The 23,973-nt window shown below is 48.2% G+C and carries 21 protein-coding genes; 10 read left to right on the top strand and 11 right to left on the bottom strand.

What is annotated here, in order from left to right; genetic code table 11:
• Positions 1-43: 43 nt before the first annotated feature.
• Positions 44-1,321 (top strand): amidohydrolase, encoded by a 1,278-nt coding sequence (locus M3080_RS04700; protein ID WP_249092110.1) that lies wholly within the window; start codon positions 44-46, stop codon positions 1,319-1,321.
• A 75-nt stretch (positions 1,322-1,396) separates the two neighbouring features.
• Here M3080_RS04700 and M3080_RS04695 read toward each other — a convergent pair whose 3' ends face one another.
• Positions 1,397-2,176 carry a GntR family transcriptional regulator gene (locus tag M3080_RS04695; RefSeq protein ID WP_249092109.1) on the bottom strand — a complete coding sequence of 260 codons (780 nt, stop codon included), beginning with the start codon at positions 2,174-2,176 and terminating at the stop codon, positions 1,397-1,399.
• A gap of 264 nt (positions 2,177-2,440) precedes the next feature.
• Here M3080_RS04695 and dcuC point away from each other — a divergent pair, with 264 nt between their 5' ends.
• Positions 2,441-3,712, top strand: a complete 1,272-nt coding sequence (gene dcuC / locus M3080_RS04690; RefSeq protein WP_249092108.1) for a C4-dicarboxylate transporter DcuC — start codon at positions 2,441-2,443, stop codon at positions 3,710-3,712.
• Positions 3,713-3,777: 65 nt separating this feature from the next.
• On the opposite strand, the gene M3080_RS04685 is transcribed toward dcuC, so the two are convergent.
• From M3080_RS04685 to M3080_RS04655, 9 genes are all read right to left on the bottom strand, one after another.
• Complete coding sequence (locus M3080_RS04685; protein WP_249092107.1) at positions 3,778-4,311, bottom strand: M15 family metallopeptidase; 534 nt, start codon at positions 4,309-4,311, stop codon at positions 3,778-3,780.
• A gap of 294 nt (positions 4,312-4,605) precedes the next feature.
• Positions 4,606-5,856: an ATP-binding protein gene (locus tag M3080_RS04680; RefSeq protein ID WP_249092106.1), complete on the bottom strand. Its 1,251-nt coding sequence runs from the start codon at positions 5,854-5,856 to the stop codon at positions 4,606-4,608.
• Between the two features lie 187 nt (positions 5,857-6,043).
• Complete coding sequence (locus tag M3080_RS09295; protein WP_346429228.1) at positions 6,044-6,244, bottom strand: hypothetical protein; 201 nt, start codon at positions 6,242-6,244, stop codon at positions 6,044-6,046.
• Positions 6,187-6,606, bottom strand: coding sequence for an amino acid permease (locus tag M3080_RS09365; protein WP_346429227.1), 420 nt, complete (start codon positions 6,604-6,606; stop codon positions 6,187-6,189). The genes M3080_RS09295 and M3080_RS09365 overlap by 58 nt, the downstream gene beginning before the upstream one ends.
• A gap of 93 nt (positions 6,607-6,699) precedes the next feature.
• Positions 6,700-8,859 carry an ornithine decarboxylase SpeF gene (gene speF / locus M3080_RS04670; RefSeq protein WP_249092105.1) on the bottom strand — a complete coding sequence of 720 codons (2,160 nt, stop codon included), beginning with the start codon at positions 8,857-8,859 and terminating at the stop codon, positions 6,700-6,702.
• A gap of 185 nt (positions 8,860-9,044) precedes the next feature.
• Positions 9,045-9,179, bottom strand: coding sequence for a leader peptide SpeFL (gene speFL / locus M3080_RS09405; RefSeq protein ID WP_353477832.1), 135 nt, complete (start codon positions 9,177-9,179; stop codon positions 9,045-9,047).
• Between the two features lie 173 nt (positions 9,180-9,352).
• Positions 9,353-10,618 (bottom strand): peptidase U32 family protein, encoded by a 1,266-nt coding sequence (locus M3080_RS04665; RefSeq protein ID WP_249092104.1) that lies wholly within the window; start codon positions 10,616-10,618, stop codon positions 9,353-9,355.
• 11 nt (positions 10,619-10,629) lie between these two features.
• The gene (locus M3080_RS04660) at positions 10,630-11,139 is read right to left on the bottom strand and encodes a GNAT family N-acetyltransferase (RefSeq protein WP_249092103.1); all 510 of its coding nucleotides are present in this window, start codon (positions 11,137-11,139) and stop codon (positions 10,630-10,632) included.
• Between the two features lie 87 nt (positions 11,140-11,226).
• Positions 11,227-11,631 carry a VOC family protein gene (locus M3080_RS04655; RefSeq protein WP_022472178.1) on the bottom strand — a complete coding sequence of 135 codons (405 nt, stop codon included), beginning with the start codon at positions 11,629-11,631 and terminating at the stop codon, positions 11,227-11,229.
• A 173-nt stretch (positions 11,632-11,804) separates the two neighbouring features.
• On the opposite strand from M3080_RS04655, the gene M3080_RS04650 reads away from it, so the two are divergent.
• The 6 genes from M3080_RS04650 to M3080_RS04625 all read left to right on the top strand — a co-directional run bounded on the left by M3080_RS04650 (position 11,805) and on the right by M3080_RS04625 (position 19,500).
• Positions 11,805-13,280: a leucyl aminopeptidase gene (locus M3080_RS04650; protein WP_249092102.1), complete on the top strand. Its 1,476-nt coding sequence runs from the start codon at positions 11,805-11,807 to the stop codon at positions 13,278-13,280.
• A gap of 7 nt (positions 13,281-13,287) precedes the next feature.
• The gene (locus tag M3080_RS04645) at positions 13,288-13,731 is read left to right on the top strand and encodes a DNA polymerase III subunit chi (RefSeq protein WP_249092101.1); all 444 of its coding nucleotides are present in this window, start codon (positions 13,288-13,290) and stop codon (positions 13,729-13,731) included.
• Positions 13,728-14,093: a hypothetical protein gene (locus M3080_RS04640; RefSeq protein ID WP_249092100.1), complete on the top strand. Its 366-nt coding sequence runs from the start codon at positions 13,728-13,730 to the stop codon at positions 14,091-14,093. The genes M3080_RS04645 and M3080_RS04640 overlap by 4 nt, the downstream gene beginning before the upstream one ends.
• A gap of 44 nt (positions 14,094-14,137) precedes the next feature.
• Positions 14,138-16,966 carry a valine--tRNA ligase gene (locus tag M3080_RS04635; protein ID WP_249092099.1) on the top strand — a complete coding sequence of 943 codons (2,829 nt, stop codon included), beginning with the start codon at positions 14,138-14,140 and terminating at the stop codon, positions 16,964-16,966.
• A gap of 155 nt (positions 16,967-17,121) precedes the next feature.
• Positions 17,122-18,276, top strand: a complete 1,155-nt coding sequence (locus M3080_RS04630; RefSeq protein ID WP_022472173.1) for a DmpA family aminopeptidase — start codon at positions 17,122-17,124, stop codon at positions 18,274-18,276.
• 132 nt (positions 18,277-18,408) lie between these two features.
• The gene (locus M3080_RS04625) at positions 18,409-19,500 is read left to right on the top strand and encodes a DmpA family aminopeptidase (RefSeq protein ID WP_249092098.1); all 1,092 of its coding nucleotides are present in this window, start codon (positions 18,409-18,411) and stop codon (positions 19,498-19,500) included.
• A gap of 42 nt (positions 19,501-19,542) precedes the next feature.
• Here the strand turns inward: M3080_RS04625 and M3080_RS04620 are convergent, their stop codons facing one another.
• Positions 19,543-20,796, bottom strand: coding sequence for an MFS transporter (locus tag M3080_RS04620; RefSeq protein ID WP_249092097.1), 1,254 nt, complete (start codon positions 20,794-20,796; stop codon positions 19,543-19,545).
• 463 nt (positions 20,797-21,259) lie between these two features.
• Here M3080_RS04620 and M3080_RS04615 point away from each other — a divergent pair, with 463 nt between their 5' ends.
• On the top strand, positions 21,260-22,891 hold the full coding sequence (locus M3080_RS04615) for an ABC transporter substrate-binding protein (protein WP_249092096.1): 1,632 nt from the start codon (positions 21,260-21,262) through the stop codon (positions 22,889-22,891).
• A gap of 70 nt (positions 22,892-22,961) precedes the next feature.
• Positions 22,962-23,903, top strand: coding sequence for a DUF362 domain-containing protein (locus M3080_RS04610; protein ID WP_249092095.1), 942 nt, complete (start codon positions 22,962-22,964; stop codon positions 23,901-23,903).
• Positions 23,904-23,973: the final 70 nt, after the last annotated feature.

Below are 23,973 nucleotides of genomic sequence, written 5' to 3'. Positions count from 1 at the left end.
GGCAACCTCAACGAGGTTGCCCACTTTTTAACGAGGTATGAAAATGAACGAAGCCTATACCACTGAAATGGTCCAATTTCGCCGTCGTATTCATAAGCGCCCCGAAGAAGGCTGGACAGAATTTGAAACGATGAATATCGTTGTAAACCGCCTTCGCGAATTGGGTTTCAAGGTCGTAATGGGAACAAAAGCCGTTAATCCGAACTTTGTGATGGGCCGCAACCCTGAACTCGTGGCCAAAGCGATGCAACGCGCTAAAGACCATGGGGTCAGCCAAGCCTTTTTGGATGAAACGGAAGGCTATACGGGCTGCGTCGGTATTTGGGAAACCGGCCGCCCGGGTCCTGTCACGTTATTTAGACACGACATGGACTGCGTCTTGGTTCAAGAAAGCCACGACGCTCAACACGAATCGGTCGCTGGCGGTTATTGCTCTGAACGAGACGGCCTCATGCACGCTTGCGGTCATGACGGTCATACCTCTGTCGGCTTAGGCGTGGCTCACTGGATCGCCGATCATAAAGATGAATTGTGCGGCACGATCAAGTTACTCTTTCAGCCGGCCGAAGAAGGCACACGCGGCGGTTTGCCCATGTCTGAAAGCGGTCTTTTGGATGATGTCAACTACATCATTTGCTGCCACATCGGTACAAATTGCCAATTGGGTGAAATCGGTATTTGCCGCAAAGGCTTTTTAGCGACCGCCAAGATGGATTTGACATTCACGGGAACACCGGCTCATGCGGGCTCTGACCCGGAAAAAGGTCGCAGCGCCCTTCTGGCAGCCTGTAATGTCGCCACGACACTGGCGGGTATTCCGAGAAGCGGCCAGGGTGATACGCGCATCTCGATCGGTAAATTAAGTGCCGGCGAAGGCCGCAATGTGGTGCCGGTTCACGCTCAAATGCAAATCGAAGTGCGAGGCCAAACCGAAGCTGTCAACCAATACATGGTCGACAATGTTGAACGCATCGTCAAGGGTGTTTCCGAAGCCTATGGCGTGGACTACACGATTGAAAAGGTCGGTGCAGCGACAAACTTAGAAACTTCACCCGAAGTTTCCGATACCTTGGAAGAAATCGCAAAGACCATTCCCTTTGTTAAGCGTTTGGTGCCCAGTGACGGCATTTCCGGTTCTGAAGACTGCACGTGGTTAATCCGTAAGGTCCTCTCTCATGGCGGCAAAGCCGGCTTCTTTATTTTCGGCTGCAATCAAACCGGCCACCACAAGGGCACGTTTGAAATTCAAGACGAACAAAGCTTGCCCGAAGCGTTTGAAATGCTGACGCGCTTCTTGTTAATTAAGAATAAGGCCGCATAATCCGTCCATCAATAAGGGGAGTCGTTTTTAATATCGATTCCCCTTCTTTTCACTTAAAGCAAAATATTGTTTTATTTATCGCAACACTTCGTAGTGACAATAGTCCGTGATGGTCGTCAAGTAGCGCAATTCCACTAAATTATCATTGATATCGAATGCCTGACTTTGTTGGATAATCGCTGGATAAGGCACCGGCACACCGGCAGACTTTGCTTGTTCTGCGTTTAAAAGCGCTGCCTTTAAGATGTCTCTTCTATGAAGAATCGTGATATCAAACTCTCTTTGATAAAAGGCGTACAGACTATTTTTCTGTCCCAAAAAACGCTCTCGAGTCAGTCCCGGGAAAAAGCGTTTGCGTAGGAAAAGCTCGTCAAAGCAATCCACCTTGTCTTTATTTTCCAGTTGACTGTAGTGTTGACGTTTAATGTGAATGATTACTTCTGTCGTATCGGTGATGCCCATCAGGTGACAGACGCGCGGTGTCGGCGCAATCTCTTCATAATCCGTCATGCGGACATAGGTCTTCCATTTTTGAGCGGGATCATCGGCTTTGATCGGAACAAACTTGGAGTAAAACGCATCAAACTCCGCTTCGTAGCTACTCACATAGGTTCCCTTACCCTGTTTTCTGACGAGAAACCCTTCTTGAACCAATTCTTTTAAAGCTCGACGAATCGTCCCTTGACTGACATTGAAAATCTTTGCGAGCTCAATCTCATTGGGCAACACATCATCATGGTGCCAAACACCCTGTTGGATTTTTTTAATGATGGAAGCTTTAACTTGTTCAAAAAGCGGAGAGCGCGAGGGGAAAAATCCGCTCTTTTCATCGGGCAGTACTACCTTTTCAAACATGACCGGACACCTCAAAGAGAGAGTATTGATGAATATATGTATTCTTATGTTTTATATAGCGCCTTGTCCATTAAAACGACTGTTTTTCTTTCTGTCAACTTGTTTTTGCATGAATGCTACACAGATGTCTTTAATCAGTTAACTGACATCTGACAGCCAATCTAGAACTACTACCCATTCATTCAAAAAGGCATTGCTTTTAACCTTTCATGTCGACACGGACAGCATTTTGTTCGGTTCCTTTCTCAAATTCCGGAGGTCTAAATGTCCTACACTGTAATTGTCAGTATCGTGATCGTCTGCTTGACGATTTACGGTCTGATCAAACGCTATGAAACACGTATGGTGTTGATTGCGGCAGGCTTGATTATGGCCATTGCTTCGCTTGAGCCGCTCACCGCCTTCCAACAATTTGATAAATCAATGACCAATGCCTCATTGATTATCGCCATTTGCTCGGCTATGGGTTTTGCCGGCGTTATTTCTCTGACAAAGTGCGATGTCCAATTGGTCGCCCTCTTAATGAAGCCGTTACGCAGCATGGGTATTTTCCTCTTGCCTGCCAGTATGGCTGTTGCTTCTTTCTGCTCAGTGGCCATTCCTTCCACGGCGGGCTTGTGCGCCGCAGTCGGCCCGACTTTGATTCCGATTTTGGTGCGCGCCGGCTTTAAGCCCGCGATCGCCGCAAGCTGCTTGGTTGCTTCTTCGTTTGGTGCCTTCTACAACCCCGGCGTCTCTCACGACGTTTTCGTTGCCAAGATGGCCAACATGGAAGTAATGGATTTGATTTCGGCGATGTCCACAAAACTTCTGATCATCGTTGTGGCCTTCATGGTCATGCTGACGATCGTCTGCATTGTCTATAAGGACTATAAGCGCCCGGAAAAAGGAGCCGTTGCTGAAAATAACGGTGAACAAAGGGCATCGAATTTACCTGAAAAGATTAACCTTGCCTACGCTATCGCTCCGCTTGTTCCGATCGCCTTGTTGCTGCTTTGCACGCTCTACTTCAATGTGAAGATCTCTGTGGCCACGGCTATGTTGATCGGTGCCATTTATGCTTTGGCTGTGACGAGAACGAGCCCGGCTGAATGCACGAAGAAATTCTTCGACGGCATGGGCAGCGGCTACGCCAAGATCCTCGGTATCATCATCGCTGCCGGCGTATTTGCGGCCGGTCTGCGCGCGGCCGGCGTCATTGATATTTTGATTAACTTCCTTCAAAACTCCAGCGAATGGGCCAAGATCGGCGGCAGTGTCGGTCCCTTCCTCCTAGGTGTTTTGACGGGTTCGGGCGACGCAGCAGCCTTTGCCTTTAACGAAGCGGTCACACCTCATGCCGCCTCCTTCGGTATGACCATCCCTGATTTGGGTATGCTCGCTGCTATCACTGGCGGCATCGGCCGTACGGCCTCTCCCTTGGCAGGCGGCGTGATTTTGGTCGCAGGCCTTGCCGGCGTCAATCCGATGGAAATCGTAAAGCGCACAGCTCCCGCCTGTATCGTCTTGATGATTGTGACCTATATCGTTTTCTAATCTAATCATCAAACCATTATCAAAACGCCGATATCATCTCGATGTCGGCGTTTTTTATAAGACAGTTATTTTGTTTTTTCAAAATGCTGATAGTCTTTTCGCGTTTTCCAGTCTCCGCCCCACTCAAAGCCTCTTTTCTTAAACGCTTGAACACACAAATCATCGGCGCTGATCTTATAGAGAAACTTTTGTTTTCGATCGGCATATAGCAGGCCGGCTTTGGGACTCACAAGCGTTCCTTTATTTGTTTTGACGACATAGGGGTTATAGAGCGGATTAATATCGACAGCCATTCCGTGGCTGTGATTCGACAACACTTGAGTACCTTGAACAAATCTGAAATTGAAGGCCGAAGAATTGTTGTCACTCATGGATTTTTCGTCATCGGCTCTGTAATTATCAATTAAGACCATTTTTTCAATCGGATAGCGATTTTCAAAAAGGATTTTGAAAACGTCTAAAACATCCTGACTGATAGCCCGATTGACAACCATTTCGCCTAAACGGATGTAACCATCCGCAGTGTAATGTAGCACTTTCAGATAGCGCAATTTTTCTCGAGAAACCGTGCAATTGGATGGATACGATTTTCCTTTCATCCGACTAAAGATTTCGTCTGAAATTAGTGAAGCTGAAAAGCACTGTTGATCGCAAAAAGCGCGCACTCCTTCTTCGGAAACAAAAGAAGCGGCTTGCCAATGACTTATTTTTGATTCATCGGCAAGTAAGCTTTCTAAGCTTTGCGCATTGACAAGAAAAGATAGGGAAACAAGAGGAAAAAAGAGAATCCTATTTAAACTAATCATCGCCATATCTGAAACATCGACTATTGATTGCCCCAAACGCTAACTCAGCTTTTTTAGACCGCGTACACAATAAAAGCAACTCCTGTTTTAGCTACTCCACATAGCACTCATCGGGATAGCCCAGAAACCATCTGCTTGTCGAAAGATCTTATCTCCTGGATAAAGAACCACCCCGATAAACTTGGTTCCCTTAAATGCCTCTTTAAACTTTTTTAAACCTTTAAAGTCATCCGGTTTGAGCGTTTCTCGAGATTTAACTTCTAGACCTAACAATTCACCTCGATCATTTTCAACGAGAAAATCCACTTCAGCATCTTCATTGGCCCGATAATGGAATAAGCGCCAATCCGTATGGGTATCCATTTCCGGCGCAATTTGTCCGTAAACCCATGTTTCCACAAGGCGACCGAACTGTTGTTCCTGCAATGTTGTTCCTTTGAGCAAAGTTTCCGCATGGCGAATATTGAGCAAATGGCAAACCAAACCACTATCGGCCATCACTAATTTAGGTTTTTTCCTCAGCCCTGCAATTGGATTAAATGTCCAAGCTGGTATTTCATCTAGAAGAAACAATGTTTCCATTCCAGAGCAATATTTGTCCATGGTGTCCCGGCTAACGAGAGTTTCCTGCGCTAGTTCGCCGACATTCTTAATCGCGCAGGAAAAAAAGGCCATCGCCTGAAGCGCTTGCAAAACAGTATTCGGTTTAACTCTAATGGTTGAGCTGAGACTCAAATCTCTCATAATTTGGTTTTGTATGTACATTGAAAACCAAACACTTAAATGCTCTTGTGGGAAATGTTGAACTTCCGGGAATCCTCCCCTAAGCATTAAGTCGAAAAGCTTCATTTTTCCCAGGGCTTCCACCCTGTCATTAGGGGAAAAGCTTTCTGAAAAAAGTTTTTGCAAAAAATTAGGAGAAACTCCCCGGATTTCCGCCTGAGATAGCGGCCGCATTCGAATCACTGCCGCACGACCTGCTAAAGACTCCGTTGCATTTGGAATTTTTCGATAATCCGCCGATCCTGTTAAAACGAATTGGCCGGGTTGGGAATTTTTATCAACTATTCGTTTGATTCCAAGAATCAAGTTGGGAGCCCTTTGAATTTCATCAATAATCACTGTATCTTCAGAAAACTGTTTAAGATAAAACTCTGTGTCTTGGGAAGCCAATAATTCGTTTTCGTCATCCAATGTTCTATATAACGCCTTGATTTGGGCATTCTCTAACATCGTTGATTTCCCGCTCTGTCTAGCCCCCAGCACGCAAACAACTCTCATTAATTTGACATACTTTTTTAGAGTCTCTTCAGCCCAACGTCTATAAAAAGTTTCCATAATGCTGTTAACCATAGGTAGAAAAATTACTAATTAAATTTTATATTTTTTACTAAATTTATTCTATATTTTTTACTAAAATTATTTATTATTTTTTACTAAAATACATCGTATCTATTTGTTTCATTTATAAAAATTAATATTTATTTTTAATATCGTTTTTGAGATATTAAAGGCAAAAAAGCTTTCAAATGGAGGCGCCCACTGCGGTAAAGAAGGGCTGATTGCGCGGATTCCAGCTAGCCACATACAAATCCGGATCGAACCAGAACCAACCGATCACCGACAAAATCAGCACCGGAATGATCACACACCAGACAGCCACCGCGCTCAATTTGCCGGTGATGCTCGCTCCCAAGAAATTGGAAGCCGTGCAGACCCAAAGCACAACAATCGTGGCAATGCAGACCTGAATCGGAGAAAGTTCAACTTCAAAGAAACTTGCCCATAGCCCACACAGGTAATGGCGATTGCGATGTTGGCAAAAAGAAGAGAAACACCGTAGGTGTAGTTGGCCATAAAGTTGCCAGACTTACCGAACGCATATTCGGAGTAGCCGCCCATACCGGGACGCTTACTAAACATACCGCATTTGGCAAAAGCGTATGCCAAACAAAGCGAGCCAACAGCCGTCACCAACCACGACAAAATGGAAATCGTACCAACCTCGGCTAATGTGGTGGGCAACATCTCAATGCCTGATCCCATCATGTTGATGGCCGTTAGAAACGTCAACTCAAAGACGCTCATCTTTGCTCTCGATTGAGACAAAAGAAACCTTACGGACCGAAGGCAAACACCTTCGGCCGTCTATTTTTGATTGAATTCTTGTGGAGCACTAAATCAGGCTTTTTCTTTAATCACGTAGCCGTACGCACGCTTTCTGCCGTCAGCGTCCTGCTGGATATAAACGCCTTGAAGTTCGGGTGAAAAGCCCGGCATGCGGTTGATGCCTTCTTCAAGTGCCAAGAAGTATTGCAACACCGCGTCACCCCAAACCTCACCCGGCACACAACAAAGCACGCCCGGCGGATAAGGCAGAGCACCTTCTGCAGCAATGCGGCCTTCGGCCTTTTCAAGCGGCACCAATTCCACATGACCGCGGATGAATTCAAAGTGAGCCTCCTGCGGCTGCATGGCCATCTTCGGAAAATGAGCCTTGCGGAACATTTCCTTTTGTAATTGCTTCACATTGCGGCTTCTGTAGAAATCGTGCATTTCTTGGCAAAGCTGACGGATGGTGTAACCACGATAGCGTTCTTCATTGGCCGAATAGACACTAGGCAAGACTTCAGACAACGGGGCGTCAGCATCAAGCAACTCTTCAAAGCGCTTGATTTGAGTGACCAAATGCGTCATCTTCGCCATATCTTCGGCGGGAGTCATTAAGAAAAGAATGGAATTTAAGTCACACTTTTCAGGGATAATGTTGTTTTCACGCAGGTAGTTGGCAAGAATAGTTGCCGGTACGCCAAAATCATCATATTCACCGGTTTCGGTGTTGATCCCCGGCGTCGTTAAAAGGAATTTACAGGGGTCAACAAAATATTGGTGTTCGCCATAGCCTTCAAAAGCGTGCCACTTTTCACCGGGCTTAAAATCAAAAAACTTCAAATCACAAGCCATTTCTTCGGTGTTAAAGCTTTCCCACGGACGGCCATCCACCATACTGGGCACAAAGGGGCGAATATGGTGGCACGTCTTTATAAGTAATTTTCTGGCTTCAATCCCCACCTTGACACAATCAAGCCACAAGGCCTTGCCCAACTCCCCTTCATGCATCTTGGCGTTAACATCCAAAGCGGCAAAAAGCGGATAGAAGGGACTCGTGGAAGCATGCATCATAAAGGCGTTATTTAAACGCTTGTGGGGCACATAGCGATCCTGCCCCTTGATGTGGCTGTCCTTTTTGTGAATTTGAGAAGTTTGTGAGAAACCGGCTTGCTGCTTATGAACCGATTGCGTCACAAAGATACCGGGATCTTCGGGGCCAAGTTCAAGAAGCAGCGGCGAGCAGTCCTTCATCATCGGGATAAATTGCTCGTAGCCCACCCAGGCAGAGTCAAAAAGGATGTAGTCACAGAGATGACCGATGGAGTCAACCACTTGGCGAGCGTTATAGATTGTGCCGTCATAGGTGCCCAATTGGATCACAGCCAAGCGGAAGGGGCGTTTTTGATCGGCTTTTTCAGGAGCGACTTCACGCACCAAACCGCGCAAATACTCTTCATTGAAGCAATGAGCATCAATGCCACCGATAAAGCCATAGGGATTGCGGGCTGTTTCAAGATAAACAGGGGTTGCGCCAGCTTGAAGCAATGCGCCGTGATGGTTGGATTTATGATTGTTACGGTCAAAAAGCACTAAATCGCCCGGAGCTAAAACGGCATTCAACACGACTTTATTTGAAGCCGACGTGCCGTTTAAAACGAAGTAGGTTTTATCAGCGTTATAAATTTTAGCGGCCGCTTTTTGCGCGGCGCACGGGGCGCCTTCGTGAATCAGCAAATCGCCCATGGAAACGTCAGCATTACAAAGGTCAGCACGGAAAATAGATTCGCCGAAAAAATTGTAGAAAGCGCGACCTGCCGGGTGGCGACGGAAGAACGCGCCCCCCTGGTGCCCCGGACAGTCAAACTGAAGGTTGCCCGCTTGAACATACTTTTCAAGGCTGCCAAAGAATGGCGGCAGTAACTGTTCTTCATACTTTTGAGCCGCGTTATCGACTTGACGCCCATAAAAAGCTTTGTTGGTCGGATTGGTATCCATCACGCCATAAAGTTGTCCGACCGGCAATTGAGTTTGATTATCGGCCACGGCAAACACCGGAATTCCCAAGTGAAGGGACTGCACCTCTTCGAGCTTGCCGGCCCGAATGTCTTCGCTACTTAATACAACCGCAGACACTTCCATCCAGTCAGCCCCCTTTACGAGAACTTGCTCACGAATGGATTCAAAAACATCTTCCAAGCCAGCGCTTACGGCAACTTTTAATTGTTTCATAATTGGTTATCCTTAGAAAAATTCCATCACTGCGCGTTGCTCAACACCTTTTAAGGAGGTTTCCCCATTCACTAAACACCGTTTATTCGATGCTCTTGGGCAACATTAGCCGTAACAGAATCAAATTTTATATGGTGGAAGTTTGACGAGAGAAATTTCGTCAATTCAGCCCTAACGATGCGGGCCTAACCAAACGTGGCGGAAGAATCGTTGGAGGAGGCGGAAAAACGACAATAGCTAAAGCAAGAGCGACAGCTAAAACACGTAATGTGCCGTATTCGACGAATCACAGCATTTTGCACCCAGTGATTCACATGCATTTTGGTTCTCCTAAATGCAATCTCCCCTATACTTCGTTAATGTATTTTTACATCAACGTTTTTCATTTTTACATAAAAATTCTTTAAAAACAAACAACAGTATCGATATTCGTTTAGCAAAAAAATCCCCATCCATCAGGACAGGGATTGGCAATGTTGGCTGAAAAATATTCTTACTGGACGTCTTCTTCGTCTGCAGTAACCGTCCTCACGACGTAGAGCTTATCGTTTTCACGAACTTTTTCTGCCACTTTGAAAGTGATATCCATTCCCTTTTGAATGTTTTCAACCGCTACGTCATCAACAAGAATTTTTTCAGGCGTTACGTACACAGCTCCGGTTGTCGGTCCCGTGATTAAAAGCTTTTCTCCAAGTTTAAAGTTTTGCGCCTGAACCAAAAATTCAGCCACACCTAATTTAGAGTAATACTTTAAGCACTTGCCCGTATAAAACTTCTTTTCCGTCGCTCTTGAGCCATAGTGCTCGGTGAGTTCACCGACGGGCTGTCCCAGATAAAAACCATCCCAAAAGCCTCGATTAAAAACCGTCGCCAGCCGCCCGTCCCATGACTGAGAGAGCTCCTCACTCCAACGATCTTCGGCGATAGCCTTTAACGCTTCGTCGTAACACTCAACGACCGTGCGAACATACTCCGGTCCCCGTGCCCGTCCTTCAATTTTGAAAACCCGAACGCCCGCTTTCACCATTCTGTCCAAGAATCCGATGGTCTTCAGATCTTTCGGACTCATGATGTATTCATTGTCAATTTCAAATTCAATATCGCGCTCCTTATCTTTCGCGATGTAGGAACGACGACAGGTTTGAATGCAACTGCCGCGATTGGCGCTGTAACCACGGGTGGAAAGACTCAGGTAACACTTGCCACTCACCGCCATGCAAAGCGCGCCGTGGCAGAACATTTCAATACGAACCAAGTTGCCTGAAGGACCGCAAATTTTTTCATCCTGAATGGCTTTGGAAATGGCTATCACCTGCTTGAGCGTCAGTTCACGAGCTAAAACCACAACATCTGCGAACTGAGCGAAAAAGCGAAGTGACTCGACGTTGGAAATGTTTAATTGCGTCGACAGGTGAACTTCAAGGCCAATTTGCCGACAGTAGCTCATGACCGCGACGTCCGAGGCAATGATTGCGTCAATCCCCGCCTCTTTAGCCGCCTCTAAAATTTCACGCATCAAGGGACGTTCTTCATCGTAAATGATGGTATTGACCGTCAGATAACTCTTGATACCGTGTTCACGGCAAATCCCCGCAATTTCTTTTAGATCGGCAATCGTAAAAGTTTTTGCAGAATGGGCACGCATATTGAGATTTTCTACCCCAAAATAAACGGCATCAGCGTGGGCTTGGATGGCTGCGTAAAGGGACTCTCTCGAACCCACCGGGGCCATGATTTCAAAATCACTTCGTTTAAGCATTGCTTTCAATCCTAAAATCCTGAAGCAGGTTGACGCTCAAAATCAAGCACCATGTCATACCAAGCGGCTCCCCCATGAACAGAGGCTGAAAGCCCTTTGTTCACAAAACCGAATTGCTCATAAAAAGCAATCAGTCCTTCTTTACAAGTCAAAATCAAGCCACGACGGTTTTCGTTGCGAGCCTTCTCAATCATTTCCATCATCAACAATGAGGCGTAGCCACGATGTCTTTTCTGAGGCAATACAGCCAAACCGAACACGCTTTGCAAGGCACCGTTGGGGTTATGCAGTGACGCATCTTCGTAGAGATCATCGGTAATCGTTTGCTGATCGGTCACCATGCCGTCAATGAGGCCGCAGATGCGACCGTCCTCTTCCAACACAATGAAGCAGTCGGCAAAAACCGCCAGACGCTTTTTAAAATTTTCCAAACTGCAAGCTTCCGCGGGCGGGAAAGAAGCACTTTCCACCCCTGCCAAAGCCTCTGCATCGTCAATCGTTGCATAACGAAGCTGAATCACGCTCTAAGCTCCTAAAAAAGAAGCGCCCGGGGTCGACAGGGCCTGGGCGCCGCGGGCGGTCAAAACTGCCCGAATTCAAATCAAAGATTATTTTTTCCACTTACCGTGTACAAGCACCACGCGATAGCCATCGGCATCTTCATAGGCCACACAAGGCCATTTTCCGTTGACATACTGCACGGGCGGTGTCACCTGAGGCACACCGGCTTGGAACATGGCCGCCAACCGAGCGCTCCAATGTTCTTCCTCTTCAATACAAAAGACCCGATAATGCTCAGCCGACGGCGCACGCGGAGCGCCTTCACTGCCTCTGACCTGAGAAAATTCAAACTGATACGGCCAATCCTTATGACCCAAGAGCACGGTGTCCATGCCGTCAACATTTTCACTGCGATCGAGTACTTCAAAACCCAAACCGTCACGATAAAAAGGCAACAACAATTCAATATCTTTTGTTTGGCGAGACAGACGTAATTTCGGATAAGCCGTCATGTTTCGAACTCCTAATAAACTGTGCGATTGTCAAAGTAACGGATTTATTATAGACGCTGCCACTGCTTTTTTCGCTCTTTTGACCGCGTTTTTGCCTAGAAAAAGCGTAGGAAAAACAAAACGTTTTTATTAAAATGAGTAGTTTCAGAGAATTCTTTTGAAGGACGCCGGAATTGAAACTGACCGTCAAGATCCAATCTATTGAAAAAATCAACTCACAAGCACTCATCATCGGCTTGTTTGAAAAGACAAAGACCACTCGCTCTGAGAGCAAAGTCGTGGGGCTCGATCAGTCCATCAGCGACATGGTGTCTGTTGATGGTTTTAAAGCCGGGCTCGGCGAGGTGACGCGCGTGTTGCGCCCGATGGGAATGTCTGCCCGAGAATTGATTTTGGTCGGTCTGGGACCACAGGAAAAGTTTGACGAAGATGCGTTCACACGCGCCGCACGGGCTGCGTTGGCCGCCACCCGAGCTGAATCGGTTTCAGTTTTACTGTCCGATTGGTGTTTAGAAAATAAGACCGAAGAGTGGTCCGTTTTACAACTGGCGATCGTCGCCGGCACTGCTTTTGAACCGCTCACGGAAGAAAACAGAAAACTATTGGAAAAGCGCCATGTCAACATTATCGTCAGACAAAAAGGCATCGCGTTAACCCAAACGGCCGAGATCGGTCAAGCGATTGCATCGGCCATCAATCGTGCAAAAGTTTGGGGAAATCTTCCTGCCAATATCTGCACGCCATCGTATCTGGCCGATGAAGCAAAGAAACTCGCCTCCGTCAAAGGTGTCACCGTTAAGATTCATGATGAAAAAGCCGCTCGAAAAATCGGAATGAATGCCTTCCTTGCCGTGGCGCAAGGTTCCCGTGAAGCCCCGCGCTTTATTGAACTGCACTATAGCGGCGCAGGCAAAACCGAATCGCCCGTCTGCTTGGTTGGCAAGGCAATCACTTTGGATGCCGGCGGTCTGTGCCTTAAACCTTCAGCGCATATCACTGAGATGAAGTTTGATATGGCTGGCGGCGCAGCGGTTTTAGCTGTTTTTGAAGCGATCGCCAAAGAAAAGTGGCCGATCAATCTTGTGGCTTTAATTCCTGCCTGTGAAAATTTACCCGATGGCGCAGCCTACAAACCCTCCGACGTTATCAAGACACTTTCGGGCAAAACCGTAGAAATCACCAATACCGATGCTGAAGGTCGATTGATTTTGGCCGATGCCCTGACATACGCCTCGCGCTTTGAGCCGCAAGCCATTATTGATGTGGCGACGCTCACCGGTGCCGTTCAAGTGGCCTTGGGTTCGGATATCAGCGGTCTTTTTGTCAACGACCCCGTTTTGTGTGACATGGTAGAAACCTCTGCCGATGTCGCTCACGACCCTGTCTGGGCTCTGCCCTTTGGCGGCCGCCGCTTTAAAGAATTAATTAAGAGCAATGTTGCCGATTGCGTTAACACCGGCCCGCGCGGAGTGGGCGGATCCTGCGTAGCCGCAACATTTTTAAGCCAATTTGTCGACGATGAAACACCGTGGGCTCACCTTGACGTGGCTGCTACAGCTTATAAGTCCGGTAAAGACGCGCACAGCACCGGTCGTCCCGTGGCGCTTTTGATGATGCTTTTGCACCAAATGGCCAGCGTCGCTGAGTAAAAAAGAAATGGCGCAACGAATCGACTTTCACTTTAACGTTCCCAACAGGCTGCTTTACGCCTGCCGGGTTGTACGCAAAGCACGTGCCAACAACATGACGGTGGCCGTGTGGACGCGCGATGCGCATAGGCTTGATTTCTTTGTCCGTCAACTCTGGAGTTTCGAGCCGACGGGTTTCTACCCCCACGTTGCCGCCGATGATGAATTGGCGGCCGAAACGCCGATTGTTTACCACACGGACGAAAAGCTCTTGCCTGCTCGAGATGTTTTGTTATTGCTCGATGATGAAGTTCCCGATGACTGGAAGAGTCTCTTTAGCCGTTTTGGGCGGGTGATTGATATCGTCGGGGCGGCAGAGTCTGAGCGGCAGCCTGCGCGCGAGCGTTTTAAGATTTACCGGTCGGCGGGGCTGGCTCCCGTCGCCCATGACCAAGGAGCACAACACGCATGACCAATGAATTACTGCGAAAAGAGCCCACCATCGCCCATCACGATGACATCCCCGTTCTGAACGACCGGATCAATGTCTCGTGGGAAAAACTAAGCCGTGTGCTTGAACCGGTCGGCATGCCCGGTCATGGCCAAAACGCCTCTTCGCTGTCCGATCAAGAAATGGCGTTGGTGCTCGCGGGCGACCGAATCGCCGAGAATGTATCGGCACAGATGGACGACATTTTAAGTATGGCTATTAACAATAGTTACCATCGTCTGCGCGCTGACCTGACCAATCAATTACGGGCCGCCGTCAAAGAAGCGGTTCATGAAGAGATTGAAAAAATCGTACAATCCGACAAACGTTCCAATTTGTCGTAACGAACACCGAATTTGTAAAAACTTTAGTTTTGAAAGATTGAAAAATGAGTACTGAAGAACTTGCCAAGAGCTTTGAACCGGCACAAATTGAAAAGCGCTGGTACGAAACGTGGGAAAAGCGCGGCTACTTTGCCGGCAAACTTGACCCCACGAAATCTTCCTTCAGCATCCAGCTGCCCCCGCCCAACATCACGGGCATTTTGCACATGGGGCACGCTTTTAACCAGACGGTGATGGATACGCTTGTGCGCTACCACCGTATGAAAGGCTACAACACGACTTGGGTCCCGGGTACCGACCACGCCGGTATTGCCACGCAAATTGTTGTTGAACGTCAGCTTGAAAAAGAAGGACTGAATCGCCGCGATATGAAGCGTGAAGACTTCATTGCGCGCGTGTGGGAATGGCAAAAGTTCTCGGGCGGCACGATTTTGCAGCAGATTCGCCGCATGGGCGACTCGGTTGACTGGGATCGTCTGTACTTCACCATGGACGAAAAACTCTCCAAGGTGGTCGTGGATACATTCGTCAAACTCTACAACGACGGTTTGATCTATCGCGGCACTCGTTTGGTGAACTGGGATCCGAAGCTGCAAAGCGCCGTGAGCGACCTGGAAGTCGAAAGCGTTGAAGAAAACGGGCACCTTTGGGAAATCCGCTACCCGGCCGCCGACGGCGGTGAGGGCGTTGTGGTGGCAACCACCCGTCCGGAAACACTTTTCGGCGACCAAGCCGTGGCCGTGCACCCGGAAGATGAACGCTATCAATCGCTTATTGGCAAAGAATTAGTTCTGCCGCTTTGCAACCGCACCATCCCGGTAATCGCTGATGAATACGTTGATCGTGAGTTTGGCTCCGGTTGCGTAAAGATCACCCCTGCGCACGACTTTAACGACTTTGCAGTCGGTCAGCGCCACAACCTTACGCCGATGTCGGTTTTAACCAAGACCGCCAAGATGAATAACAATGTCCCGGAAAAATACCGCGGCATGGATCGCTATGAAGCTCGTAAGGCGGTCATCAAGGACTTGGAAGCTCAAGGACTTTTGGTGGGCATTAAGGATCACAAGCACATGGTGCCGAGAGTCTCCCGTACGGGCGAAGTGGTTGAACCGATGTTGTCCGAACAGTGGTACATGGCCATGAGCAAACCGGCTCCCGCCACGGCCCACTTCCCCGGCAAATCCATCGGTGAAATCGGTCTTGAGGCCGTTGAGTCCGGTGAAGTCAATATTCAGCCCAAAGAATGGCGCGGTGTTTATCGTCAGTGGCTTGAAAACATTCAAGACTGGTGCTTGTCTCGTCAGCTTTGGTGGGGTCATCAGATTCCGGCCTGGTACGACGAAAAAGGCAACGTTTACGTTGCTCATAACGAAGAGGAAGCTCAGGCTCAGGCCGGAGCCGGCGTGAAGCTGACGCGTGATGAAGATGTTCTAGATACGTGGTTCTCTTCTGCCATGGTCCCCTTCTCCACCCTTGGCTGGCCCGATAAGGAAAAGATGGCTAGCGAAGGCTATGATCTTTTCTTACCGAGCTCCATGCTCGTGACGGGCTATGACATCATCTTCTTCTGGGTTGCCCGTATGGTGATGATGACTCGTTACTTCACGGGCCGAGTCCCCTTCAAGGGTGTTTACCTGCACGGCTTGGTGCGTGACGCTGAAGGCAAGAAGATGTCTAAGAGCGAAGGCAACACGCTTGACCCGCTCGACATCATGGACGGCATTGATCTCGAAAGCCTGGTGAAGAAAAACACGCGCGGCTTGCGTCAGCCGGAAAAGGCTCCGCAGGTTGAAAAGAAACTTCGCAAAAATTATCCCAACGGCATTGCCCCGCACGGCGCCGATGCCTTGCGCTTCACCATGGCCGCCTACGCCACGCTTGGCCGCAACATCAACTTTGACTTGCGCCGCGCTGAAGGCTACCGCAACTTCTGCAATAAACTTTGGAACGCCACACGCTTTGTGCTTATGAACGTTCAAGGCAAGGACTGCGGATTGGATGCCAGCCTGCCGCAAGAACGCTCTTTCGTGGACGAATGGATTCTTCGTGAATTGGACCGCACGATTGGCGAAGTGGAAAAAGCCTTTGCGGAATGGCGTTTGGATAATGCCGCCAACGCTATCTACTCCTTCGTTTGGGATCAATACTGCGACTGGTATCTGGAATTATCTAAGGTGCAGCTTGCTAACGGCACCGAAGCCCAGCAACGCGCCACGCGTCATACCTTGATCACGGTGTTGGAAGCCGTGCTTCGTTTAGCTCATCCGATTATTCCGTTTATTACGGAAGAGTTGTGGCAAAAAGTGAGCGTTGTGGCCGGTACCCGCAACGAGGACGAAGAAACCAGCGTGATGATTCAAGATTATCCGCAAGCCTCTTTTGCCGGTGAAGATACCGGAGCCGATCATAAGATGGCGCTCACAAAGCAAATGATTGACGCGGTTCGCAACCTGCGTGGCGAAATGCAGCTCTCGCCCTCTCAACGCATCCCGTTGGCCGTTCAAGGCAATGAAGATGTGTTGAAGACGGTGGCCCCGTACATTATGCATTTGGCTCGCGTCAGTGAAGTGACGATTTGCGAAGACATCAATAAGGCAAACGAAGGCTCGATCGCCCCGGTTGCTATTGTTGAAGACTATAAACTCATGCTGGTTGTGAAAATTGACGTGGCCGCTGAACGTGAACGTTTAGGTAAGGAAGCCGCTCGCTTAGAAGGCGAAATCGCCAAAGCCAATGCCAAGCTTTCGAACGAAAAATTCACGGCTCGCGCCCCGGAAGCAGTCGTCAATCAAGAACGTGAACGCCTGGCAAACTTCACTAAGCTCTTAGCGAAGGTCCAGGAACAGCTCGATAAGCTGCCTAAAGCTTAATTTCATCGAGAATTTCCATCACCCAACCCGAGTCATCCGATCGGATGCTCGGGTTTTTTCTTAAGGTTTTGGATTACACCGAGAGTCAAAAAGCGGAGTATCTTGGGGAAGGACACGTATACCTTACGTGCGTTCTATAAGAAGGAGCTAATACTATGAAATTAACAAAAATTGCCGCTGGTATCTTGATGGCCGCTACGTTGACCGCTTCAAGCCTTGCATTGGCCGCTGACCGTCCGCGTGACATGGGAATCGAAATCGGCGTATTGCATCCGGGTGCCAACAACGCTATTACGGACGTTAAAGGCGTGCTTGTCGGTCAAGTCACGCTCGTTGACGAAAAGAAAGGCATGCACACGGGTGTTACCGCCATCGTTCCTCACACGGACAACATCTTTAAGAACAAGGTGCCGGCCGGTGTTTTCCTTGCCAATGCTTTCGGCAAGATGACGGGTTATCCGCAAGTTCAGGAATTAGGCAATATCGAAACGCCTATCGTTCTTACCAACACGCTTAACGTGGCTGCCGGCATTGACGGCATCATCGACTACACCTTCTCGTTTAAGGATAACGATGATGTGCGCTCGGTCAACGCCATTGTCGGTGAAACCAATGACGGTTCCATCAACGACATTCGCGCCCGTTTCGTTAAACCCTCTGACGTTTTGAAAGCCATTCAGTCTGCCAAGTCCGGTCCGGTTGAAGAAGGCTGTGTAGGAGCCGGTTCCGGCACAATCGCCTTCGGGTTCAAGGGCGGTATCGGTACGGCTTCCCGTGTACTGCCGAAGTCCATGGGCGGTTATACGGTTGGTGTCTTGGTGCAAACGAACTTTGGCGGTTTACTCAATATTGATGGCGTCGAAGTGGGCGAAGCATTGGGCGGCTATCCGTACCAAAAAGAAATTGAAAGCGCTGACGGCTCCATCATGATGATTGTGGCCACCGACGCTCCGTTGAGCTCCCGCAACCTTGAACGCGTTGCCAAGCGCGCTTGGCTCGGTATGGGCAAGGCCGGTGGCGTGGCTTCGAACGGTTCCGGTGACTTTGTGATCGCCTTCTCGACGAACAAGTCCATGCGTGTGCCCTACGATGCCAAGGCTAACGAAACGCTCAAGCGCGACGTGGTACAAAACGACAACATGACGCCTTTGTTCATGGCAACGATTGAAGCCACAGAAGAAGCCATTGTCAATTCGTTATTTGCCGCGAAAGATACGAAGACCTACAAGGGCACGACCGTGAAGGCTTTGCCTGTTGATAAGGTCATGCAAATGATGAAAGAACACAATAAGATTGTTTCTAAGAAATAATCTGACTTCATCTGATTAACCCCCAGAATCCGCCGGTGACTGTAGTGATCGGCGGATTCTTTTGTTAAAGTTAGCCTAATTTGAATGACGTTTGATCGGCTTGAGGCCGATTCTCGGAAAGGAACACGCATCATGACTGAACATTTTCAAGGAAAACGACCCCGTGAATGGGGCATCTCTTTCGGCGTCCTGCCGACCGGCACCCATAACGCTATCACCGACGTCAAGGGCGTTAAAGTCGGCCAAGTCACTTTGATTGACGATGCCAAAGGCATGCGTACCGGTGTGACAGCCATTCTTCCTCACGACGGCAATATTTTTCAGCACAAAGTCGCAGCCGGTATTTTCTTGGGTAATGCTTTCGGCAAGATGGTGGGTTACCCTCAGGTCAAAGAGCTCGGAAATATCGAAACGCCCATTGTTTTAACCAATACTTTAAATTTAGCCTCCGCCATTGATGGCATCATTGATTACGTTTTCAGCTTCAAGGAAAACGACTCTGTTGAGTCCGTTAATTGCGTTGTGGGCGAAACCAATGATGGAGCGATCAACAATATCCGTAAGCGTTTTGTCACCAGGGAGGATGTTTTAAAGGCTATTGTCGAAGCCAAAGACGGTCCGGTTGAAGAAGGCGGAGTCGGGGCCGGCACGGGGACAAAGGCTTTTAACTTTAAAGGTGGCATCGGTACGGCTTCCCGTAAACTGCCGGACAATATGGGTGGCTACACCGTAGGGGTGCTCGTACAGAGCAATTTTGGCGGACTTTTAAATATCAATGGCGTTGAGGTAGGCAAGGCACTAGGAGGCTTCCCCTATCAAAAAGAAATTGAGTGCGCCGATGGCTCCATCATGATGATTGTCGCCACCGATGCCCCGCTTGAAGCCAGAAATTTGGAACGAGTGGCCAAACGGGCCTTTATGGGACTGGCTAAAACGGGCGGCGTTGCCTCTAACGGTTCCGGAGACTTTGTGATTGCGTTTTCGACCAACGAAAGTGTTCGGGTGGAACACAAAGCCGAAAAACTGGCCAAGCAAACCATGTCTGTCGTTCGCAACGATGATATGACCCCGATTTTCATGGCTACCATTGAAGCCACCGAAGAAGCCATCATCAATTCACTTTTTGCGGCACACGACACCCCGACTCATGACGGCCGAGTCATTAAGGCTCTGCCCCTTGATAAAGTCATGGAAATGATGCGCAAACACGCAAAAATTGATTAATTAACTTAGTAAGGCCGGTTCAACCAATGCTGCCGGCCTTTTTTAGTTCTCTTCGTTTTTAATTTGATTGGCCGTCAAGGCTTCGTGCCCCACATTAGGTTTTTGCGGACGCTTTTTCCAGACAATCCAATAAAGCGGAATGGTTAGAGCAACAACGGCGGCGTTAATAGCAAAAATACCTGCGTAGCCCACCGGTTGAACCAAAAAACCGGATAAGTACGGAGCCATTCCCACACCCAAATCAAAGAAGATGAAAATGGTGCTCGTTGCCTGAGCAAACCGCTCACGCGGCACTAAAGAAATACCGGAAACTTGAGAAAGTGATTGAAAGTTTCCGAATCCCAAGCCCATGATGGCGCCGGCTAACAGAACCACCCAACTGCCTGCGTGAGATGCAAGCAACAAAAGCCCCACAATCATTAACACAAGTGTTGACAAAATTAACACGACCGGACCATGAGCATCATAGAATTTTCCCGTTATCGGACGCGTGAGTAAGCTTGCTCCCGCGTACAAAAGGAAAAAGCTTGAAGCGGCAGCCACCACGTCATACGTTTTTGCATAATCCGCGAGCAGCGCCTGAACATTGCCCCAGGTCAAACAAACGATACCGACAAAGATACTGAAGGGCACCAAACGTTTGTCAATGAAATCGTCAAGCGAGAGAGTCTTTTTCTCACGTTTTTGATCTTTTGGAGGCGTGACATCGATGACAAACCACATCAAAAGAAGACTGACAGCAGACAATCCCGTAGCGATACTGAAAATACCGTCATAACCCAGCGAGCCGATTAACGCGATACCGATAAAAGGACCAAAGCACAGCGCCAGAGCCGTACTCATCGAAAAATACGAAATTCCGCGACCGTGAAACTGTCTGGGAACAATCGTAGCCACATAGGTACCGGTGGCCGTGCCGATAACGCCCATGGCTACGCCTGAGATAAAACGAACGGAGAAAATCTGCCATATTTCGTGCGAAAAGAAATAGGCCACGTTCATTAAAAAGAAAAAGAAAACTCCGATACCTAAAACACGCCGATAGCCAACATCACGAATAATACTGCCGGTGAAAAAACGACCCACCAGGCAACCGATCACAACGATCCCCGTCGCAAGACCGGCCGTTGAGGCAGAAGCAGAAAAACCGTCCATTAAATAGCGAGTACAAACAACAAAAATGGCGTAGTAGCCAATCATGCCTAGCATATTGATAAGCGAGATCGCAACAAACGTACGGGAAAAAATAGCGCGCAAGGCGCTTTGCGGTGCTTCAGAACCCATTTCATTCAGCATAAAAAGCAATAGAGAGAAGGCTGGGTACCTTACTACTTTTTTTCTGCTCTCTATAGCATCAGACACATATGATCAGTACCGTATATTTTTTGTTTTTCTGAGTAGTTGCCCTTAGTTTCTAGAAAAATTAATCCAAAAAGCCTATTTTTTGGCTCTAATTCTCTATATAGAATGATCTCACCATGAAAGCGAAATCGTCTTTAACCTCTTTGGCTCAATCTCGCCGTTGGTGGTGGCTCACTCATTAGTAGCGGGCCTTGGACGATTTACGCTTGACTGAATACCCCCAATATTAGCCCGCGAAATGCGGGCTTTTTCTTATCTATCCGGTTTCGCGGCTAACTCCAAAAAAGGAAATGGGATGAGTTACCGGATACAAAAAAAAAGAAAAATCTCCTCCGTACACGATGGCAAAAAGCTTCACGTTAAAAGTTTTTTCAATGTACTTTAAAGGGATTTCATCATGTTATTTCAACACGCTGCTTCCGTAACACGCCGCGCTTTAACTCTATCGGCTATTTCTCTGCTATTGATTGGAGCATACTCCAATGCTTTCGCTCAAAAAGAGAAGGTTTTCCGCTGGAGTAGCGCCGGCGATTTTCTTACCTTTGATGTTCACGCTCAAAATGAATCTCTGAATTCAGCTGCCAACGCCGCGGTATACGAAGCACTGGTTCGGTACAACACCGATATGCGTGTTGAGCCTTGTCTGGCAAGCCAATACCAACGAGTCAAAAACGGTTTTCTTTTTACCATTCGAGAAAACGTGCGTTTCCACGAAGGTGAAACTTTAACGGCTGAAGACGTTGCCTATTCGATTAATCGGGCCCTTTTGCCAGAGAGCCAATTTAAAGCGGCGGCCTCCGGCATATTAGGCGCAGAAGTTGTCAACAGCCGCCAAGTCTTGGTTAAAACCGTCTCCGGCTCTCCGGTCTTTTTAAACCAACTCACTCAATTGCGTATTTTGAATAAGAAATGGCTGGAAAAACACAAGGCTCTTCGTCCACAAAATTATGTCTCAGGCGAAGAATCCTACTTAGCGCGCCACGCCAACGGTACGGGTCCCTTCAAACTCATCTCTAGAGAAGTAGATGTTAAAACACAATTCGTGGCCAACCATGAATGGTGGGACGAAAAAAATCGCAGAGGCAACATAGAAAAAGTCATCTACACCCCTATTAACTCTGCGGCCACTCGAACGGCAGCACTTCTGTCAGGACAAGTGGACTTTGTGTTGGATCCCGCTCCGCAAGATATTGCTCGATTAGAACGTAATGACTCCATTCGAGTACTGTCACGCGCTGAAGACCGTGTCATGATGATCGCCCTGGATCAATACCGAGATCAAACGCCCTATGCCAGCGACCTCGATGGAAAGCCTTTAAGTGCCAATCCCTTTAAAGACGTGAGAGTTCGTCAAGCACTCTCTCTTGCCGTCAATCGACAGGCGCTTGTTAAAAGCATCATGCGGGGCAAAGCGGTGGCAACCAACACAGTCATTTCTGATTCTGTTTTTGGCTATGACTCCCAGATCGCCCAAACGGGACAATACGATCTGCCAAAAGCTAAAGCATTGTTTAAAGAAGCCGGATTTGAAAAAGGCTTTGCCTTCACTTTAGATACCCCCAATAACCGTTGGGTCAACGACGAAAATCTCTGCAAAGCACTCGCGAGCATGTGGGCCAAACTCAATGTTAAGGTCAATGTTCACTCCATGCCCCGCGCCCAGTACTTTCCGAAAGTCTTAAGTTTTGACACCTCTGCCGGATTGGTCGGATGGGGCTCAAGTACTTTTGATGCTTACTACCCCCTGCAATCTCTGTCGGCTACTTACGACGGAGCCTCCGGAGCTGGGATCAGCAACATCGGCCGTGCTTCCGATAAGCAAATGGACGCGTTACTCAAAAAACTAAATTTGGCTGAAGATCTCAACGAAAGAAAGGCCCTTGCCCAACAGGCTCTCTCACTCGAACAAAATCAGGTCTTGCACATTCCTCTGCTTCAACCAATGTTTTCTTGGGCGATGAAGAAAAACATTGACCCGATTGTCAGACCCGACAACAAGTTAACATTGGAGTGGATTGTTATGCATTGAGACTAATAGGCAATTTCTGAAAGGATGATTGATCTAGAATTTTCTTGATTGGATTGCAAGGAGAAAAAAAATGACTGACATGCACAAAAGTTTTAAAACCGATTGCGCTCAGGCAAGTACTGTCTATTTCACAAAAGAGATTTCTCCTGCGTCGCTGATAAAGCTTTACCAGAAGCTTGGACGCCCGGCTCAAGGACGCGTGGCTGCGAAATTAAGCACGGGTGAAGCGGGCAATGAGAACTACCTTAAACCAGCTTTGATCAAGGATCTGGTGCAAAGCGTTAAGGCAACCATTGTGGAATGCAACACGGCATACGCTGGTGCCCGCAACACAACTGATGCGCACAGACAATTAATCAAAGATCACGGTTTTGCGGCTATTGCACCGGTAGACATCATGGATAGCGATGGTGTTGAGCACCTGCCGGTAAAAGGAGGCACTCATCTTAAAGAAGATATCGTTGGCGATCACGTCAAAAACTATGACTTTATGATGGTGCTCACGCACTTTAAAGGACACCCGATGGGAGGTTTCGGCGGTGCGCTTAAAAACATCGCCATTGGTGTGGCATCATCAGACGGTAAGGCCAATATTCATACGGCCGGAGCCATGCAAACGCAAGGTTGGCAAACCGCAGAAGACGGGCGCTTTATGAAACTGACCGGACCGGATCACGATGCTTTTATCGAATCCATGGCTGAAGCCGCGAAGTCTGTCTCCGACTTTTTCGGCGAAGGCGAAAAGATGCTCTATATCTCCGTTATGAACAATATGTCGGTAGATTGCGATTGCGTCTCTCATCCGGCTGAAGTTGACATGAAGGATATCGGCGTGCTGGCGTCCTTGAACCCTGTCGCATTGGATCAAGCCTGCGTGGATTTGGTTTATGAAGCACCCGATGGTCACTCGCTCATTGAAAGAATGGAGAGCCGAAACGGTGAACGGATTCTTGAGCATGCGGAGAAAATCGGCTTTGGCGATCGCCGCTATCGTTTAGTCTGCATTGATTAGCTGTGTTTTAATCACAAAATTTCTGCAAGCCTCGCAAGATATCCTCTTACGAGGCTTTGCTTTATGATTC

Source organism: Parasutterella secunda (genome assembly GCF_023336895.1).
Lineage (GTDB): Bacteria > Pseudomonadota > Gammaproteobacteria > Burkholderiales > Burkholderiaceae_F > Aphodousia > Aphodousia faecalis.
This window is presented reverse-complemented; position numbering and strand designations above follow the sequence as displayed.

Bases quoted from the DNA above. Each gene is read 5' to 3' on its own strand.
- M3080_RS04700 (WP_249092110.1), top strand. From the start codon at position 44: ATGAACGAAGCCTATACCACTGAAATGGTCCAATTTCGCCGTCGTATT.
- M3080_RS04695 (WP_249092109.1), bottom strand. From the start codon at position 2,176: ATGTTTGAAAAGGTAGTACTGCCCGATGAAAAGAGCGGATTTTTCCCC.
- dcuC (WP_249092108.1), top strand. From the start codon at position 2,441: ATGTCCTACACTGTAATTGTCAGTATCGTGATCGTCTGCTTGACGATT.
- M3080_RS04685 (WP_249092107.1), bottom strand. From the start codon at position 4,311: ATGAAAGGAAAATCGTATCCATCCAATTGCACGGTTTCTCGAGAAAAA.
- M3080_RS04680 (WP_249092106.1), bottom strand. From the start codon at position 5,856: ATGGAAACTTTTTATAGACGTTGGGCTGAAGAGACTCTAAAAAAGTAT.
- M3080_RS09365 (WP_346429227.1), bottom strand. From the start codon at position 6,606: ATGAGCGTCTTTGAGTTGACGTTTCTAACGGCCATCAACATGATGGGA.
- speF (WP_249092105.1), bottom strand. From the start codon at position 8,859: ATGAAACAATTAAAAGTTGCCGTAAGCGCTGGCTTGGAAGATGTTTTT.
- speFL (WP_353477832.1), bottom strand. From the start codon at position 9,179: ATGCATGTGAATCACTGGGTGCAAAATGCTGTGATTCGTCGAATACGG.
- M3080_RS04665 (WP_249092104.1), bottom strand. From the start codon at position 10,618: ATGCTTAAACGAAGTGATTTTGAAATCATGGCCCCGGTGGGTTCGAGA.
- M3080_RS04655 (WP_022472178.1), bottom strand. From the start codon at position 11,631: ATGACGGCTTATCCGAAATTACGTCTGTCTCGCCAAACAAAAGATATT.
- M3080_RS04645 (WP_249092101.1), top strand. From the start codon at position 13,288: ATGGCGCAACGAATCGACTTTCACTTTAACGTTCCCAACAGGCTGCTT.
- M3080_RS04640 (WP_249092100.1), top strand. From the start codon at position 13,728: ATGACCAATGAATTACTGCGAAAAGAGCCCACCATCGCCCATCACGAT.
- M3080_RS04635 (WP_249092099.1), top strand. From the start codon at position 14,138: ATGAGTACTGAAGAACTTGCCAAGAGCTTTGAACCGGCACAAATTGAA.
- M3080_RS04630 (WP_022472173.1), top strand. From the start codon at position 17,122: ATGAAATTAACAAAAATTGCCGCTGGTATCTTGATGGCCGCTACGTTG.
- M3080_RS04625 (WP_249092098.1), top strand. From the start codon at position 18,409: ATGACTGAACATTTTCAAGGAAAACGACCCCGTGAATGGGGCATCTCT.
- M3080_RS04620 (WP_249092097.1), bottom strand. From the start codon at position 20,796: ATGCTGAATGAAATGGGTTCTGAAGCACCGCAAAGCGCCTTGCGCGCT.
- M3080_RS04615 (WP_249092096.1), top strand. From the start codon at position 21,260: ATGTTATTTCAACACGCTGCTTCCGTAACACGCCGCGCTTTAACTCTA.
- M3080_RS04610 (WP_249092095.1), top strand. From the start codon at position 22,962: ATGACTGACATGCACAAAAGTTTTAAAACCGATTGCGCTCAGGCAAGT.